18 protein-coding genes and 1 tRNA gene are annotated in these 15,576 nt (G+C 68.9%); 1 reads left to right on the top strand and 18 read right to left on the bottom strand.

What is annotated here, in order from left to right:
- The coding region (locus ACFDSW_RS05910; protein WP_375249351.1) for a potassium transporter Kup at positions 1–1,260 on the bottom strand (1,260 nt) is incomplete at its 3' end.
- 201 nt (positions 1,261–1,461) lie between these two features.
- Here ACFDSW_RS05910 and ACFDSW_RS05905 point away from each other — a divergent pair.
- Positions 1,462–1,677 (top strand): DUF3072 domain-containing protein, encoded by a 216-nt coding sequence (locus ACFDSW_RS05905; RefSeq protein ID WP_375249350.1) that lies wholly within the window; start codon positions 1,462–1,464, stop codon positions 1,675–1,677.
- Between the two features lie 27 nt (positions 1,678–1,704).
- On the opposite strand, the gene ACFDSW_RS05900 is transcribed toward ACFDSW_RS05905, so the two are convergent.
- From ACFDSW_RS05900 to ACFDSW_RS05820, 17 genes are all read right to left on the bottom strand, one after another.
- A complete protein-coding gene (locus ACFDSW_RS05900; protein WP_375249360.1) occupies positions 1,705–2,358 on the bottom strand; it encodes a tetratricopeptide repeat protein in 654 nt (217 codons plus the stop codon).
- Positions 2,358–2,795: a cytochrome c maturation protein CcmE gene (gene ccmE / locus ACFDSW_RS05895; protein ID WP_375249349.1), complete on the bottom strand. Its 438-nt coding sequence runs from the start codon at positions 2,793–2,795 to the stop codon at positions 2,358–2,360. The genes ACFDSW_RS05900 and ccmE overlap by 1 nt, the downstream gene beginning before the upstream one ends.
- A 97-nt stretch (positions 2,796–2,892) precedes the next feature.
- Positions 2,893–3,618 (bottom strand): heme ABC transporter permease CcmC, encoded by a 726-nt coding sequence (ccmC, locus tag ACFDSW_RS05890; protein ID WP_375249348.1) that lies wholly within the window; start codon positions 3,616–3,618, stop codon positions 2,893–2,895.
- A 102-nt stretch (positions 3,619–3,720) separates the two neighbouring features.
- Entirely contained in the window at positions 3,721–4,770 is a 1,050-nt protein-coding gene (locus ACFDSW_RS05885; protein ID WP_375249347.1) for a Glu/Leu/Phe/Val dehydrogenase, read from the bottom strand.
- Positions 4,771–4,893: 123 nt separating this feature from the next.
- Positions 4,894–4,970, bottom strand: a tRNA-His gene (locus ACFDSW_RS05880).
- 48 nt (positions 4,971–5,018) lie between these two features.
- A complete protein-coding gene (gene gspN, locus ACFDSW_RS05875) occupies positions 5,019–5,738 on the bottom strand; it encodes a type II secretion system protein N (RefSeq protein WP_375249346.1) in 720 nt (239 codons plus the stop codon).
- A complete protein-coding gene (gspM, locus tag ACFDSW_RS05870; RefSeq protein ID WP_375249345.1) occupies positions 5,738–6,214 on the bottom strand; it encodes a type II secretion system protein GspM in 477 nt (158 codons plus the stop codon). Before gspM ends, gspN begins: the two co-directional genes overlap by 1 nt.
- The gene (gspL, locus tag ACFDSW_RS05865) at positions 6,211–7,317 is read right to left on the bottom strand and encodes a type II secretion system protein GspL (protein ID WP_375249344.1); all 1,107 of its coding nucleotides are present in this window, start codon (positions 7,315–7,317) and stop codon (positions 6,211–6,213) included. The genes gspM and gspL overlap by 4 nt, the downstream gene beginning before the upstream one ends.
- Positions 7,314–8,297: a type II secretion system minor pseudopilin GspK gene (gene gspK, locus ACFDSW_RS05860; RefSeq protein ID WP_375249343.1), complete on the bottom strand. Its 984-nt coding sequence runs from the start codon at positions 8,295–8,297 to the stop codon at positions 7,314–7,316. Before gspK ends, gspL begins: the two co-directional genes overlap by 4 nt.
- Positions 8,287–8,922, bottom strand: a complete 636-nt coding sequence (gspJ, locus tag ACFDSW_RS05855) for a type II secretion system minor pseudopilin GspJ (protein ID WP_375249342.1) — start codon at positions 8,920–8,922, stop codon at positions 8,287–8,289. The genes gspK and gspJ overlap by 11 nt, the downstream gene beginning before the upstream one ends.
- Positions 8,919–9,323 (bottom strand): type II secretion system minor pseudopilin GspI, encoded by a 405-nt coding sequence (gspI, locus tag ACFDSW_RS05850; RefSeq protein ID WP_375249341.1) that lies wholly within the window; start codon positions 9,321–9,323, stop codon positions 8,919–8,921. The genes gspJ and gspI overlap by 4 nt, the downstream gene beginning before the upstream one ends.
- Positions 9,310–9,819: a GspH/FimT family pseudopilin gene (locus ACFDSW_RS05845; protein ID WP_375249340.1), complete on the bottom strand. Its 510-nt coding sequence runs from the start codon at positions 9,817–9,819 to the stop codon at positions 9,310–9,312. The genes gspI and ACFDSW_RS05845 overlap by 14 nt, the downstream gene beginning before the upstream one ends.
- 9 nt (positions 9,820–9,828) lie before the next feature.
- Positions 9,829–10,272 carry a type II secretion system major pseudopilin GspG gene (gene gspG / locus ACFDSW_RS05840; RefSeq protein WP_375249359.1) on the bottom strand — a complete coding sequence of 148 codons (444 nt, stop codon included), beginning with the start codon at positions 10,270–10,272 and terminating at the stop codon, positions 9,829–9,831.
- 8 nt (positions 10,273–10,280) lie between these two features.
- A complete protein-coding gene (gene gspF / locus ACFDSW_RS05835) occupies positions 10,281–11,504 on the bottom strand; it encodes a type II secretion system inner membrane protein GspF (RefSeq protein WP_375249339.1) in 1,224 nt (407 codons plus the stop codon).
- A complete protein-coding gene (locus tag ACFDSW_RS05830) occupies positions 11,504–13,084 on the bottom strand; it encodes a GspE/PulE family protein (RefSeq protein ID WP_375249338.1) in 1,581 nt (526 codons plus the stop codon). The genes gspF and ACFDSW_RS05830 overlap by 1 nt, the downstream gene beginning before the upstream one ends.
- Positions 13,081–15,300, bottom strand: coding sequence for a type II secretion system secretin GspD (gspD, locus tag ACFDSW_RS05825; protein ID WP_375249358.1), 2,220 nt, complete (start codon positions 15,298–15,300; stop codon positions 13,081–13,083). The genes ACFDSW_RS05830 and gspD overlap by 4 nt, the downstream gene beginning before the upstream one ends.
- Positions 15,300–15,576, bottom strand: a 277-nt coding sequence (locus tag ACFDSW_RS05820) for a PDZ domain-containing protein (RefSeq protein WP_375249337.1), incomplete at its 5' end; no start/stop codon positions are given. The genes ACFDSW_RS05820 and gspD, both read right to left, overlap by 1 nt.

Here is a 15,576-nt window from a genome sequence, read left to right as displayed (position 1 = left end):
GAACAGCGCGACCGACCAGATTGGCCATTGCCACACGCGCCGGATCAACACGCCGACCATGCAGGTGGAGATGAACATCGTGCCCGTCACCGCAATACCATAAGCGGCGGCGAGATTGGACGATTCGCCGAAGCCGAACACCAGCAGCAGCACCATTACCATCAGCGCCCAGTTGGCGGCCGGGATGTAGATCTGTCCCGCCTCCGACGCGCTGGTATGGGTAATGCGGATCCGCGGCATGAGGCCCAGCTGCACCGCTTGCTGCACCACCGAATACGCGCCGGTGATGACCGCCTGGCTGGCGATCACGGTGGCCATCGTGGCGAGAATGACGAGCGGCAGGCGCCAGTCTTCGGGCGCCATCAGGAAGAACGGATTGGCCGCGGCAGCGGGGTTTTTCAGCAGCAACGCCCCCTGCCCGAGATAATTGACCATCAGCGCGGGCAGCACGAAGCCAAGCCAGGCATAGGAGATCGGCTTGCGTCCGAAATGCCCCATGTCGGCGTAGAGCGCCTCGGCGCCGGTCACCGCCAGCACCACCGACCCCAGCGCCAGAAATGCCAGCCGACCGTCGTTGGCGGCGAAACGCACCGCCCAGATCGGGTTGAGCGCCTGGAGCACGTCCGGGCGGGCGATGATGTGATAGACACCCAACACCGCCAGCGTCGCAAAATAGACCAGCATGATTGGGCCGAACAGCCGGCCCACCTTCGCGGTGCCGATCGATTGCAGATAGAAGAGCGCGATCAGGATCGTCACCGCGATCGGCAGGACGAACGAATCGAAGCCCTGCTCAACAGTCGCCAGCCCCTCCACCGCCGAGAGGACCGAAATCGCCGGGGTGATCATGCAATCGCCGAAAAACAGCGCGGTAGCGACGACGCCGAGCATCACCAGGCTGGGGCCCCAGCGTTTGCCCGCGCCGGATCGCCGCTGGATCAGCGCCAGCAGCGCCAGGCTGCCGCCCTCGCCATTATTGTCGGCACGCAGGATGATCAGCACGTATTTCAGCGTAACGATCAGCATCAGCGACCAGAACATCAGGCTGACGACGCCGAAGATATGCAGACGATCTACCGTGAGCGGATGGTGCCCGACGAACACCTCCTTCATCGCGTACAGCGGGCTGGTGCCGATATCGCCGTAAACGACGCCGATCGCCCCCACCGCCAGCGCGGTAAGCCCCTGACGTCCGTGATGCGCCGTGGTCGGCGGAGCGACGGGGACGTTCGCCTCCTCGCCAGCAGCGGTGACGCTCACGCTCGGGTGCCCGAACGAGAATGATCCGAACACACGATCGTGCGCACCGGCGTGATGCCGGGTCGGCCGTCTTCGACCGTCGTCACGGCATATCCGCCCGCTGTGATCCCCATAATGAGCGCGCGCCTAGCACTTACCTGAATGCCCCGCAACGAGGAACAAATATCGAACGACGACGTTGCCGCCGTGAAAGGATCTTCGATGAGCGATGCCAATCCGAAAAGCCAACCCTTCTCCAACGCCGAGAAGGATCCCGATGACTGGACGACGGGCGATGAACCGATGACCGGCGCACAAGCAAGCTATCTGAAGACGTTGAGCGAGGAGGCCGGCGAGGCCTTTGACGAGTCGCTCAGCAAGGCCGATGCCTCGAAACGAATCGATGCCCTGCAAGAAAAGACCGGGCGGGGAAATTGAATCGGCGCCCTCCGCTCCATCATCCCCTCACCGGGGCGATGACGGCGCGGAGGCACGCTCGGATTGCATGGCCAGCAACCGTTCGAGCAGCGCCAGCCGCAATGCAATTTCGCGCTGATAGTCGCTGCCCGGCGCCGACAGGTTCACGGCCCGACGCCAGAACGGTCGCGCCTCCGCCAGCTGCCCGGCACGGATGTAGGTAAGCCCCATATAGAAGGGCGGCGCGGGATGATCGGGCGCGAGTCGCATCGCCTGTCGAAAGGCCAGCAGCGCTGGTGGAGACATCTGATCCCCGGCATCCGCCGACAGCGTCACACCCGCCCAGGTCCACAGGATGAAGCTGCGCGGCAGCCGCGACAGCCCTCCCAGGATCGCGCGCGCGGCACTGCTGGTATCGCCCGCGCGCGTCATCGCGTCCGCCGCGATCAGATAGGCGGTATCCTGCGTGAACTGTCCGAGCAGGCGATTGCGCAGCGCGGTCGCCTCCGGATCGATCGTCACGCTGGCGGCGCGATGTTCCACCGGCGCCGCCGCCAGCAGCGGCCGCCCCTGCCATGCGTAGCCGGTCGCGCCGAGGAACAGCGCGGCCCCGATCGTCGACCACAAGGCGCGCCGAATACCGAGCCACGCCATCGCGCCGAATGCCGCGGCGCCAAGCATCGCCAGCGCGACAAAACCCATCACTGTCCCTCCAGCGTCTTGGTTTCGTGCATTTTCCCGGCCATTTGCGGCGGCATATATTTCTCGTCGTGCTTGGCGAGCAGGTTGGTGGCGACGAACGAGGCGTCGCGTTGGAAATGCCCCTCCGCGACGACGCCAGACCCTTCGCGGAACAGGTCCGGGGCGATCCCGCTGAAAACCACCGGCGTGGTCGCCTTGCCATCAGTGACGACGAATCGCAGCGACACGCCGTCGGCGGCGCGCCGGATCGATCCACGCTGCACCATGCCACCCAGGCGGACGGCCTTGTCCGGAGGCGGCACCGCTCCCGCCACGTCTGACGGCGCATAGAAGAACGCCGCCTGATCCTTCAGCCCGGACAGCGCCAGCAGCGCGGCGGCGGCGATCGCCAGCACCGCCAGCGCCGCCAGCGTCAGCCGCTGATTCTTCGCGGTCACCGCTCCGCCTTTCGCATCGCGACCCACGCCCAGCCCGTGATCACCGCCGCACCCACCAGCGTGATCGCGTAAGCGGCGGCGACGAACGCCCATTGGTTCATGCGCGTGCCTTTCGCCGCAGCCGCGCCTCGGCCTTGGCGCGCGCCAGCATCGCCCGCATCCGCATCAGCACGATCGCACCGAACAGCAGCGTGAAGCCCAGCGTCGTGATCGGCAGCGGCCATAGCAGCGTCCGGTCGATCGACGAGCCGGTCAGCCCGATGCTCGGCCCCTGGTGCAGCGTGTTCCACCAGATCACCGAATAGCGGATGATCGGCAGCAGGACCGTACCCGCGACGCCATACAGCGCCGGAATACGCCCGTCGCCAGCGCGATCCCGATCCGCCTGCGACAGCGCGATGAAACCGAGATAGACGAAGAACAGCAGCAGCATCGAGGTCAGCCGGCCGTCCCATTGCCACCACGTGCCCCAGGTCGGCCGACCCCAGATCGAGCCCGTTACCAGGCACAGGGCGGCGAAGGTCGCGCCCGGCAGCGCGATCGCCCGCGCGGCGATCTCGGCCAGCGGATGTCGCCACACGAGATAAACGATGCTGCTGACCGCGACCCCGCTCCATCCACCCATGCCCAGCCACGCGGCGGGCACGTGAATGTAAAGGATGCGCACCGTCTCACCCTGCAGATAGTCCGCCGGGGTCTGCGTCAGCCCCGCCCAGCAGCCGATCGCGATCAACACCACCCCGGCGCACAGCAACGCCGGCGTCAATGGACGTGCGATCCGCAGAAATCGGGCTGGATTGGCGAAGGCGTGCAGGGTGGCCACGGCGACAGGCGATAAGCGAGGTGGAGGCGTTCGTCATCCCCCCGGATGCCGGGCGGCGTATTCGGCCACACGGGCGGCCGGCCGCCGCCCCCGGCCTTGCGTCTATCGTCCGATCAGCCGTCGCGCGATCCGGTCGGCTACTTCGGCTGTGGGATCGCCGCTCTCCTCCGCCTCGTCCCATATCTGGTCGAGACGGCCCGGGATCTGCGCGATCCGTGCCATCACCTCGGCCTCGTCGCCATGACCGAGATATTCGAGACCGACATTGATGATCCCGCCCGCGTTGATGACATAGTCAGGCGCATAGACGATGCCCGCGTCGTGCAGCCGCTGCCCATCCTCGCGCGTGGCGAGCTGATTGTTCGCGCCGCCCGCGACGATCCGCGCCTTCAGCGACGCGATCGTCCGCTCGGTGAGGATCGCGCCCAGCGCGTTCGGGCTGACGATGTCGACATCCGCGGTAAGGATGTCCTGCGGCGACATGGTGGCGGCGCCGATCTCGGACGCCAGCTCCTCAGCGCGCGCCTGATCGACATCGGCAATCGTCAGCACCGCGCCGTCCTTCGCCAGCAACCGCGCCAGTCCACCGCCGACCGAGCCGGTCCCCTGGATCGCGACGCGAACCCCCTTCATGTCGTCGGTGCGCAGGCCGCGTCGCGCCGCCGCCTTGACCCCCAGATACACGCCATGCGCGGTATAGGGACCCGGATCACCGCCCGCCGCGCCCTGCGACACCGGCAGGCCGGACACGTAGCGGGTCTGGCCGGCGATCACCTTCATCCGCGCCTCGGACATGCCGACATCCTCGGCGGTGACATAACGGCCGCCCAGCGATTCGACCGCGCGGCCGAACGCGACCAGCCGGTCCTCGGAAATCACCTCACCCGGGCGCGATGCCAGCACGACGCCCTTGCCGCCGCCCAAATCGAGCCCGGCCATGGCGTTCTTGTAGCTCATCCCGCGCGACAGGCGCAGCGCGTCGGTGATGGCCTGCGAATCATCGGCGTAATGCCAGAAGCGGACCCCGCCAGCCGCCGGGCCGCGCGCCGTGGAATGAACCGCGATCACCGCCTTCAGGCCCGACGCCGGATCGGCGAACAGATGGACGCCCTCATGAGCGTCGAAATCGGGATAATTCCAGATCGAGGTCATCGCATTCCCCACGCGCGCAAAACATTATGTCGGACAGACGCAATATTATTGTTGCGCGCGCTTGGCCAGCCCTAAAGCCGCCCCCCGCCGACCGGCTTGGACGACTGGCACGAAGAGGGAGAGTGGGGCGATCGACGGGACTTGAACCCGCGACCCTCGGTACCACAAACCGATGCTCTAACCAACTGAGCTACGATCGCCGCGAAGGCCGTGCCCCTAGCGGGCGCATGCCCCCGCCGTCAAGCCGTTCAGAAGCGACCTTCCACCGCCAGCATGCGGGTCGCGCCGCGCGTGACGAAGCCGGCCGCGTCGAGCCGCCCGGCGACGACCGGATCGCTCGGCACCAGCGACAGTTCGGCGCGATAGCGGCCATCCGGCCACAGCCGCAGCGCCACCCCCTCGCCCGCGCCACTGCTCAACGGCAGCAACAACGCGCCGGCATCGCACCGGGCGGAGCCGCTGACCGAGCCCGGCAACGGCTGACCCAGCCAGCTGCCCGTGATCGTCGCGCGCACCCGCCCGTCCGCCGCGTCGCAGGCGCCGTCGACGAAACGCACCGTCACATCGTCCAAATCGAGCGCGGTCACCGGCAGCGGGGCGAAGGCGTTGCCCGGCGTCAACGCGCCCCGCGCACCGATGATCGCGGCGCGATGCCGCGCGATCTCCACCACGCCCGCCAGGCGCTGCGCCGGATCGGCGCTCTCACCCTGCAGGGCGATCCGTGCGCGGCCGATCAGCAACGCCAGTGGCGATACGCCGGCGTCAAGGTCGCCCAGCGCGATATCGCCGAAACGCGCCTCCACCAGCCGGCCCGACCACAGGCTGCCCCGCACCTCGCGCGCGGAAAAACCCTGCGCATCGAGCCCGGCGAAGCCGAGCGCGAGCCGCATCGGCAGGAACGCCAGCATCGCCAGCGCGAACATCGCCAGAAATAAGGCACGACGACCGGTGGCCAGGCGAATGCGCATCAATTCCCCCGTGTCGTCAGCGTCATCTGCGCTGACACCAGATTGCCGCCGGCGGGCGAAACGGTCAGCGAATCGACCAGCACGCCCTCGCCCTCCAGCCCGGCGATCCACCCCATGATCGCACCGGCGCGCGCGCTGGTGATCGTCGCTCGCACGCGATCGGGCGATTCGACGTCGAGGCTGGCGAGGGTCAGGCTCGCTCCCGCGGCGCGCGCGCGGACGACATCGGGCAACAGGCCGTTGAGCGGTTGCAGCTGCCGCCGCTGGATCGCCTTCACCTGCGTCAGCGCCGCCTGGGCGCTGCCCAGCCGCACCACCGCCTCGGTATAGCGCTCCCGCGAGGCGGACAGGCCATTGCGCACCGGCAGGATCACTCCGGCCCATACCAATGTCACCGCCGCCAATCCCAGCATCGCCAGCAGCAGTCGCCGCTCGCGCAGCGATCGCGCCTCGAACCAGCGCCGCAGCTCGTTCATGGCCGCACCGTCATGTCACCGGCCAACCGGCCGTTCACTTGCGCGAAGACGCTCGATTCGACCGTAAAGCCGGCATTTGCCAGCCGCGACTTGATCGCATTCGCCTGTGTCTCGCCGGGCACCGAAAGCGATACGCGCAGCGATCCGTTGGGCTCGAACTGCACGCCAGTCACCTCGCTGTCGGGCATCGCCTGCACCACCTGATAGATGGCGGCGGTAGTGCGGGTGAACCCCTGCCCCGGGCCGCGCAGCCGCGCCAGCCGATCCGCCAGGATGCGCGGCGCATCGCCGTCATTCGCATTCGCGCCGCGCGGCAGCCCCTCGCGCGCGATCGCATCGGCGCGCACCTCCAGCGAATCCGCACCGAACGAGTAGCGCATGATCCGCACCATATCGATCGCCAGCGTCGCCAGCAGGATCAGCCCGATCAGGATTCCCAGCCGTCGCACCAGCCGCCAGTCGACCGCCCGCCGCGTGCGCCGCGCGAACATGCCCTGGCGCAGATTGAGCGCAGGCGCGGCCACCGCCGCCACCGCCGCACCATGCAGCACGCCGCGATCGAGCGTCAGCGGGGGAATGCCGCCGGTCACCAGATCGGTCAGTCGCGCCTCGTCGGCCCAGCCGCTCGTCCGCCCGCGCACCACGCCTTGCCCCGGCAGATCGGCACGAACATGGCCTTCCTCCGGCTCGGGCAGCAGCAACGGCGCGGGGAGCATGACGGCGGGATCGACGCCGCGCTGTGCCAGCGCCGCCAGCCACGCCGCCATGCGGCCGGGCGCGACCACCGCGATCGCGCGCTCGCCCTCGCGCTCCGCCCCGACCGCGACATGCATGTCGCGCGCGGGCTCGGCGGTCGCGTCGCTGACGACCACGCGCGCCGCCGCGGCCGCCTGCGCCGCCGACCGCGCCGGCAGGTCGGCCCAGTGTAGCGTGACGGCATCCGCCGGGGCGATCGCGATCACCTCCCCCGCGCTTGCATGGCCCTCCGCCCCGACATCGGGCAGCCCGTCGCCTTCCGCGACCACGGCGTCACCGTCGACGCGCCACCAATGCCATGGTTGCGAATCGTCGGGGGGCAGGAACAGGAGCGTCGCGACGGTCATGATACGTCCCCCCATTGCCGCGTCACGAGCCGGACGGGAAGGGTCCGCGCGTCGATCAGTCCCTGCTCGTGCAATTCCGTGTCGCCATTCGTCACATCGACCGCCAGCGCGAACCAGCGGGTCATCACCCCGGTCTGCTGCCGTGCGTCCATCGGCGGCGCGCCGCCCCCTCCCAGCGACAGCAGGTTCCACAGCGGATCGACCCCGCTCCAGCCACCCGGCGGGCGCCGCAACAATGCCCCGCGGGCCTGCTCCAGCCCGGCCCCGGTGGGCAGCAGCATCGCCAGCAGCGGGGCCTGATCGGGCCGCAGCGTATTGATGTTCAGCGGTGCGCGCGCCGCGATCGGCAAGGCGCACAACCACGGGCGGATCGCGCGATATGTGGCCGGCGTGACGCCCTGCACCGCGCGGATCTCGCTGACGTCGGCCACCAGCGCGCCGGCGGTGCGATAGCCGCGATAGGCCGGATCCTCGGCTCCGCCGGAGAGCGGCGCGTCATCGCTGTCGATCCAGTCCGCCACCGACGGTGCGACCGTCTCGGCCGAGGGGATACGCAATATTCGCAACAGTCGCGCGAATTGCTCCACGGCGCGCGGATCGGCGATCAACTGGCCGTCGGGCGCGCGCGACACCAGGCTGTTGAGGTTGAAGCAATTGCCGCCATCCGTCACTCGCGCCACCGCCGTGCCGCCGGGGATCGGCAGGCCGAACGGCCGCCCGCTCCACCCGCCGTCGAGCGTGACTCGATCGGTCGCGCGCCGCAGCAGCCCGGTGATCCGCTGCGTCGCCAGCGTCTCGGCCGCATAAGCGTAGCCGCGCGCGCCATCCAGCGCGACCGCATTGGCGGTCAGCCGCGTCGACAGCCGCAGCCGCTCCAGCGCGGTCGCCGCCATCACCGCGATCACCGCGACCAGCAACAATACGGTCAGCAGCGCCGCGCCCCGCTCTCGCGCCGGTCGCGTTCCGCGATCACCCGCCATTCGGCACCAGATCGCTGGCCGGCTTCACGCTGCCGGTGCCGACCAGGAACAGCAGGCGATAGCTGAGGCCGTCATCGCGCACGACGATCAATTCCATCGCTTGCGGCAGGGCGGCGCGCGGCTGCCCCTGCCAGGTGTCACTCCACGCCCCCCCGAAACGGAAACGCACCCGCGCCTGGCGCACGCGATCGACCAACACCGCCGCCGGCAACGCCGCCGCGCCATCCAGCGCCGGATAGGCCACCCGCTCCACCGCCCCCGCGTCGAGCCGATACTCCACCTTCTGCAGGGCCGCGCGCGGCGCATCGTCGGGATTGCTCCACCCGCCCCGCACCAGTCGAAGCAACGGCACCTGGGCCGCGCCGCCGGTGAACGCGGGCACCAGCACGCCGCGCTGGTCGCGGGTCGGGCGGTCCTGCGCCTGTGCCAGATCGGCGGTCATGATCGCGCTCAGCCGGTTGAGCGCGGCGCTGTCGTCCAGCGCCGCCGCGCTCGCCCCCTGGGCGCGAATGCTGAACGACAGCAGCGCGACGCCGGCGGCGGCGATCATCCCGAAGATCATCAGCGCGATCATCACCTCGACCAGGGTGAAACCGTTTCGCGCGGGGCGTGCCGGCGGCGTCATCCGCGCACCAGCGTGGGGTCGGCGGGGGGGCGGACCATCGTCATCCGCCCGATCACGCGGCCGTCGACGCCCGCCACCGCGACATCGACGCGCATCACGTCGCCATCGCCGACCGGCCTGACCTCGCGCGTCCAGTTCCACGTGCGGCCACCGTTGACCTCGCTGCCCTGCGTGCGGCCGCGCGGTGGCGGTACCGGATCGGTGACCGCCTCGATCGCGACGTTCCGCGCCACGATCTGCGCCAGCAACGTGGCGGTGACCGCGCCGGTCGATCGGATCGTCTGCCCCTCCAGCCGGATCAGCGCCAATGCGGCGAGGCTGAACACCGTCAGCGCGACCATGATCTCGATCAGCGTGAAGCCGGCGCTCGTACCGCCGCGGGCGATCCTAGCCGGTGACACGAACGCTACCGTCCGCCGTGATCGACACCTCGGCACGCGATCCTTCGCGCAGCAGCGTCAGCGTCAGCGGGCGATCCGCCAGGCCGGTGGTGTCGAACAGCACCCGCTCGCGCGTCAGCCCGCTGGCGCCCGTGCCGGGGGACCAACGTTCCACCTTCAGCGCGCCATCGGCGAGCGGCGTCCAGCGCCCCTCGCGCCATTCGTCGAAACCATAGCCGGTCGGCGTCACCCACAGGCTGACCGGCCGGGCGGCGATGATCGCCGCGTCATGCGCCGCGCGGGTACGTGCCGCGAAGCGCGTTGCCTCGTCCATCAGGCGCCCGCGCGAATCCGGCATCGCCAGCACCGCCGCCGCCGAGGCGAGCCCGATCACGGTGATGACCACCATCAGCTCGATCAGCGTGAAGCCGCGTTGCCATACGCCCGGCCCCGGCCCACCCGCGACGGCGGGGTGCCGGGTCGGCTTCGAGGGGACGAGATCCGCAGCGCGCGACATCGGTGCGGCCTATTGCCACGACCCGATATCGGCATCGATGCCCTGCCCGCCGTCCTTGCCATCGGCGCCCAGCGTCCAGACGTCGGCCTGGCCATGCTGACCGGGCGAGGCATAGAGATAATCGCGGCCCCACGGATCCTTGGGCAGCTTCTTGACATAGCCGCCCGCCTGATAACGGGCCGCGTCGGCGCCGGCCGGCGCGCTGACCAGCGCCTGCAGCCCCTGGGTCGTCGTCGGATAGGTGCCGATCTGCAAGCGGTAGAGTTCGAGCCCCTGTTCGATCGTCGCGATATCGGCCTTCGCCTTCTGCACCCGCGCGGTATCGCCAGACGGCAACACGTTGAGCGCGACGATCGTGGCCAGCAACCCGATGATGACGATCACCACCATCAACTCGACCAGCGTGAAGCCATTGCGGCGCGGGCGCTGGCGTTTCTTCTCTTGGGTACGCATCATATCTCTCACTGTCCGGCAAGCGTGTTGAGCTGAAGGATCGGCAACAGGATCGATAGCACGATCGTCGCCACGATCGCGCCCATCACGACGATGATCAGCGGCTCCAGCAGCGATAAAGCAGTGGCGGTGAAGCGATCGAATTCCCGCTCCAGATAATCGGCCGCACGCTCCAGCATCTCGTCCAGCCGCCCCGCCGCCTCGCCGCTGGCGGCGAGATAGACCAGCAGCGGCGGAAACACGCCCGCGCGGCGCATCGCCGCCGACAGGCTGCCGCCGCTGCGGATCGATTCGGTAATCTCGTCCGACGCCAGCTTCAGCCGGCGATTGTGGATCGTGCCGCCCGTCAGGGTCAGCCCCTCCAGCAACGGCAGCCGGCTCGCCACCATCGTCGACAGCGTGCGTGCCATTCGCGCGGCGTGCAGATCGCGCAACAGGCGCCCCAGCAGCGGCACGCGCAGCAGCCAGCTGTCGAACGCCAGCCGCACCGGCGGTTGGCGCAGCGCCGCCCAGCCGCCCACGCCCGCCGCGACGATCAGCAGCAGCATCAGCCACCACCAATGCACCAGCACGTCGGACAGGCCGATCACCAGCCGGGTGAGCAGCGGCAATTGCTGGCCCACGGTATCGAATTGCTCCACCACCTGCGGCACGACGAACGCCATCAGCGCGATCACCACGCCCATCGCCACCGTCGCCAGCACCGCCGGATAAGCCATTGCGGTCAACAGCTTGCCACGAATCTCCGCTTGCCGCTCCAGTAACGTCGAGAGGCGTTCCATGATCTGCGGCAAGGTGCCGGAGCTTTCGCCCGCCGCCACCATCGCCCGGTACAGCGGCGGGAAGCTCTTCGGCTCGCGCGCCATCGCATCCGCCAGCCGCCGTCCCTCGACGACGCCGCTGTGCACCGTCTGGACGATCGTCCGCACGCTCTCCTGCTCGGTCTGCCGGGTGATCGTGCGCAGCGATTCCTCAAGCGGCGACACGCGATTGAGCGTCGCCAACTGGCGCGTGAACAGCGTCAGTTGCTTGCCCGACATCTTCGCGCGGCCCAGTTCCAGCCCGAACAGCGGTCGGCCGCGCGCCGCCGGCGCGCTGCCCGGCTCGATCCGCACGACATACAGCCGCCGCCGATCCAGCGCCGCGCGCGCCGCATCCATGTCGGTCGCGGCGACATGCCCGCGCGCTTCGTTGCCACGCGGATCGATCGCCACATAGTCGAAGTCGGCCATCACGCCTCCCCGGCGCGAGGGGGATCAGCGTCGGCATTCTCGCTGCGGCTGACGCGAATCGCCTCCTCCGCAGTCGTCTGGCCGGTTTCGACCAGCCGCCGCGCCGCACTGGCCAGCGTATCGCCCTGGGCGAAGGCGTGGCGCGCGATCGCATCCTCGTCACCGCCCTCGTTGATCAGCCGACGGATCGTCGCGTCGACGCGCACCCCCTCGAACACGCCGATCCGGCCGCGAAAGCCGGTGCGATTGCATTGCTCGCAGCCCACCGCCTCATAGACCGTCGCCGCGGGATCGACGCCCAGCAACGGCGCGACCGTCTCGCTCGCCGGCACCGCGCGACGGCACGCCGGACACAAGCGACGCACCAGCCGCTGCGCGATCACCGCCCGCAACGTGCTGGCCAGCAGGAACGGTTCCACCTTCATGTCGCGCATGCGGGTGATCGCCCCGACCGCGTCGTTGGTGTGCACCGTCGACAGCACCAGATGCCCCGTCAGCGATGCCTGGACCGCGATCTCGGCGGTCTCGCGGTCGCGGATCTCGCCGATCATCACCACATCGGGGTCCTGCCGCAGGATCGCGCGCAACCCCGCCGCAAACGTCAGCCCGACTTTCGGATTGACCTGCGTCTGGCCAACTCCCTCCACCGCATATTCGACCGGGTCCTCGACCGTCAGGATATTGCGGCTGCCGTCGTTCAGCAGGCGCAACGCGGCATAAAGCGAGGTGGTCTTGCCGCTGCCGGTCGGCCCGGTGACGAGCACGATCCCGTTCGGCTCGCCGATCGCCTCGCGCAACAGCGCATACATCGCGGGCGTCATGCCCAGCGCGTCGAGGTCGATTCCGGCGTTTTCCTTGTCGAGGATACGCAGCACCACCCGCTCGCCCGCGCGGCTGGGCAGCGTCGAGACGCGCACGTCGAGCAACTTGCCCCCCAGCGTCAGCCCCATGCGCCCGTCCTGCGGCACGCGCCGTTCCGCGATGTCCAGCCGCGCCATCACCTTGATACGGCTCACCACCACCGGCGCGACATGTGGCGGCATGCGCAGCGTCTCACGCAGCACGCCGTCAATGCGCATCCGCACCACCAGCCCGGTTTCATACGGCTCGATATGGATGTCCGACACGCCGTTGCGCGCCGCATCCGCGATGATGCCGTTGATCAGCCGGATCGCGGGCGCATCATCGGCGGTGTCGAGCAGATCCTCCGCGGTCGGCAGTCCCTCCGCCAGCAGATCCAGCTCGTCGCCCATCCCCACGGCGGCGGCGGCGGTCGCCTGACCGTCCATCGCGTAATGATCCGACAGCAACCGATCGAACTCAGCGGGCGCGACGACCACGATGTCGAACGCCCGCCCCATCACCCGCCGCACCTCGATCAGCGCGCGGGGATCGCTCCCCTCACGCAACGCCACCCGATCGCCGTCGAGCACCACGCCGAACTTTCGTGCGAAGCCATAAGGCAGCGCGACCGGCGGCACGACGATCGCATCCGGGGCCGGCAGCGCAATGGCATCGTCGGGCGGCGGCGGCAGCGGATCCGCCGCGGCATCGATTTCCGCGCCGGTACGGACGATCATTTCCTCCGCCCCGGAATGGTGACGACCGAGTTGCGATACACCGGCACGCCGATCCGCTGATCCTCGATACTGCCCGGCTGGCCAGCAGGCGGCAGCGGCGGGGTGGTGCCCATATAGTCGCGCACCAGCGTATCGATCGACGGTTCGCTAAGCGGATCCTGCAGGCCCTGCTGCAACCGCAGATAGCCGTAGCGCTGTTCCGACACCCGGCGATTGTCCTCCGCAGTGCGGATCACGGTCGGGCGGATGAAGATCATCAGATTGGTTTTCGAGCGCGTCTTGGCCTTCGACTTGAACAGATTGCCCAGCAGCGGAATGTCGCTGAGCAACGGGATCCGCTCGATCGTGCGCCGTTCCTCGTCGCTCAACAGGCCGCCGATCACGCCGATCGCCCCATCGTCGACCGTCAGCACCGTTTCCACCTCGCGCTTGTTGAGGATCAGATCGGAGTTGTTCGACGATACCGCCCCCGCGATCGAGCTGACCTCCAGATGCAGATTCAGCTTGATCGTGCCCGAGGAATTGACCTGCGGCCGTACATCGAGGCCGATGCCGACATTCTGCCGCTGCGTCGTGCGAAAGGCATTGTCGAAATTATTCGACAGCGCCTCGCCGGTGGTTATCGGGACTTCCTGCCCGACCAGCGTATGCGCCTCCTGATTGTCGAGCGTCATGATCTGCGGCACCTGCAACAGGTTCGACTGGGTATCGCTCTTCACCGCATTGATGATCGCGCCGAACACCGTGCTGCCAATCTGTCCGCCAAAGCCGCCGAAGCCGCCGGTCGATCCGATGATCGAGCTGATTGCCGATTGCGTCAGCTGATCGGTGGCGGTGTTATTGGTGGTGGTCGTCGTGGTGATGCCGCCGCTGGTGGTGCTGGTGGTGGTCCCGCCCAGTTCGCGCGCGCCGATCGCGCCAGCAATCTGCAGGATGTTCGGCGCCGAATTGCTGAAAGTCGAAGCGGCGAACGCCCCGCCATCGAGATTGCCGAGGATGAATTGCGCGCCCAGCTGGTTCACCGTGCTGTCGGACACCTCCGCGACGATCGCCTCCACCAGCACTTGCTGACGGCGCTGGTCGAGCTTCTGGATCACGTCGGTCAACTGGCGCTGCACGTCGGCCGGCGCGGCGATCACGATCGCGTTTGCCCCGGCGAAGCGGGTCACCACCGCGGCGGTCCGGCGCCCTTCGCCGGTGATCGCGGCCTGTTGCGGCTGACCGCCGGATTGCTGCTGCTGCTGGTTCGACTGCGGTGCGGACGAGCGCGCCGCCGGCTGCGGTGTCGCGCCGACCCCGGTGGAACCGGTGCTGGACGAACTCAGGCCCGCGCGCGACAGCGTCTGTTCCTGGATGGCATCGGGCGACTGGCCGACCAGCTGCTGTAGCACCGGCACCAATTGCGTCGCGTCGGCATTCTCCAGGAATACCACCTTGATCTCGGTGGCGTTGCGCGCACTCTGATCCAGATCGCGCGCCAGCGCCGCCAGCCGCGCGACGGTCTGCGGGTCGCCCCGCAGCGCGACCGCGTTCGAGCTTTCGATCGCCACCGCCGATACGCCGCCCACCGCGCCCGCCCCAGCGCCGCCCTGCCCGGCGACCAGGCCCTGCAGCGCGGTCGCCACTTCCGAGGCACGCGCATTGCGCAGCGCGACGATCCGCGTCGACGAAGTGTCCGCGTCGATCCGGCGGATCACTTCGCGAACGCGACGCACATTGTCGGCGAAGTCGACCACCACCAGGCTGTTGCCGCCGCGATTGGCGGTCACCGAGCCCTGCGCGCTGACCAGCGGGCGCACCGTGTCGAGCGCCTGAGCCGCGTCGATCGAACGCAGCCGGACGATCTCCGTCACCAGTTGATTGCGCGCCGCGCCGCTGACCCCGACCCGGCCGGGCTGGGTGGCGGCATTGTCGATCGGCTGCACCCGGAACGCACCGTTCGCCGCCGGCACCGCGACCAGGCCATTAGCGCGCAGCGTCGACAGGAATGCCTCCAGATATTCGGATCGCGACAGCGGGCGATCGGTGACGACGGTCACCTTCCCCTGCACGCGATTGTCGATGATGAAGGTGCGCCCGGTCACTTTCGCGGCATCGGCGATGAACGCACGGATATCGGCATCGCGCACGTTCAGCGTGATCTGCGCCAGCGCCGGAGTGGCGGCGGCGAGCGTCACGGCAAGCAGCGACATCGAACGAACAACAGAGATACGCATCATCGGGATACCGGAATGGTCAGCGGAAGCGACTGGCCATTGCGCTCCACCGTCAGGGACAGATTGCCGCCCGGCGCGCCATCACGCACCAGACGCTCGAGATCGGCCGGGCCGGCCACCGGCCGCCCGCCCACTTGGGTCACCACATCGCCGTCGCGCAGCCCGGACGCGGCGAACACGCCCTGCCCCTGGCCACGAACCGTCAGGCCGCTGATCCGGCCGCCTTCGATCCGCGGGATCGCGCTGATATCGGCGCGCAGGCGTTCGGGCGAAATG

This window comes from Sphingomonas sp. (assembly GCF_042091075.1).
GTDB lineage: Bacteria > Pseudomonadota > Alphaproteobacteria > Sphingomonadales > Sphingomonadaceae > Sphingomonas.
This window is presented reverse-complemented; position numbering and strand designations above follow the sequence as displayed.

Coding starts and splice junctions, on each gene's coding strand:
- ACFDSW_RS05905 (WP_375249350.1), top strand. CDS start 1,462: ATGAGCGATGCCAATCCGAAAAGCCAACCCTTCTCCAACGCCGAGAAG.
- ACFDSW_RS05900 (WP_375249360.1), bottom strand. CDS start 2,358: ATGGGTTTTGTCGCGCTGGCGATGCTTGGCGCCGCGGCATTCGGCGCG.
- ACFDSW_RS05885 (WP_375249347.1), bottom strand. CDS start 4,770: ATGACCTCGATCTGGAATTATCCCGATTTCGACGCTCATGAGGGCGTC.
- gspN (WP_375249346.1), bottom strand. CDS start 5,738: ATGCGCATTCGCCTGGCCACCGGTCGTCGTGCCTTATTTCTGGCGATG.
- gspM (WP_375249345.1), bottom strand. CDS start 6,214: ATGAACGAGCTGCGGCGCTGGTTCGAGGCGCGATCGCTGCGCGAGCGG.
- gspL (WP_375249344.1), bottom strand. CDS start 7,317: ATGACCGTCGCGACGCTCCTGTTCCTGCCCCCCGACGATTCGCAACCA.
- gspK (WP_375249343.1), bottom strand. CDS start 8,297: ATGGCGGGTGATCGCGGAACGCGACCGGCGCGAGAGCGGGGCGCGGCG.
- gspJ (WP_375249342.1), bottom strand. CDS start 8,922: ATGACGCCGCCGGCACGCCCCGCGCGAAACGGTTTCACCCTGGTCGAG.
- ACFDSW_RS05845 (WP_375249340.1), bottom strand. CDS start 9,819: ATGTCGCGCGCTGCGGATCTCGTCCCCTCGAAGCCGACCCGGCACCCC.
- gspG (WP_375249359.1), bottom strand. CDS start 10,272: ATGCGTACCCAAGAGAAGAAACGCCAGCGCCCGCGCCGCAATGGCTTC.
- gspF (WP_375249339.1), bottom strand. CDS start 11,504: ATGGCCGACTTCGACTATGTGGCGATCGATCCGCGTGGCAACGAAGCG.
- ACFDSW_RS05830 (WP_375249338.1), bottom strand. CDS start 13,084: ATGATCGTCCGTACCGGCGCGGAAATCGATGCCGCGGCGGATCCGCTG.
- gspD (WP_375249358.1), bottom strand. CDS start 15,300: ATGCGTATCTCTGTTGTTCGTTCGATGTCGCTGCTTGCCGTGACGCTC.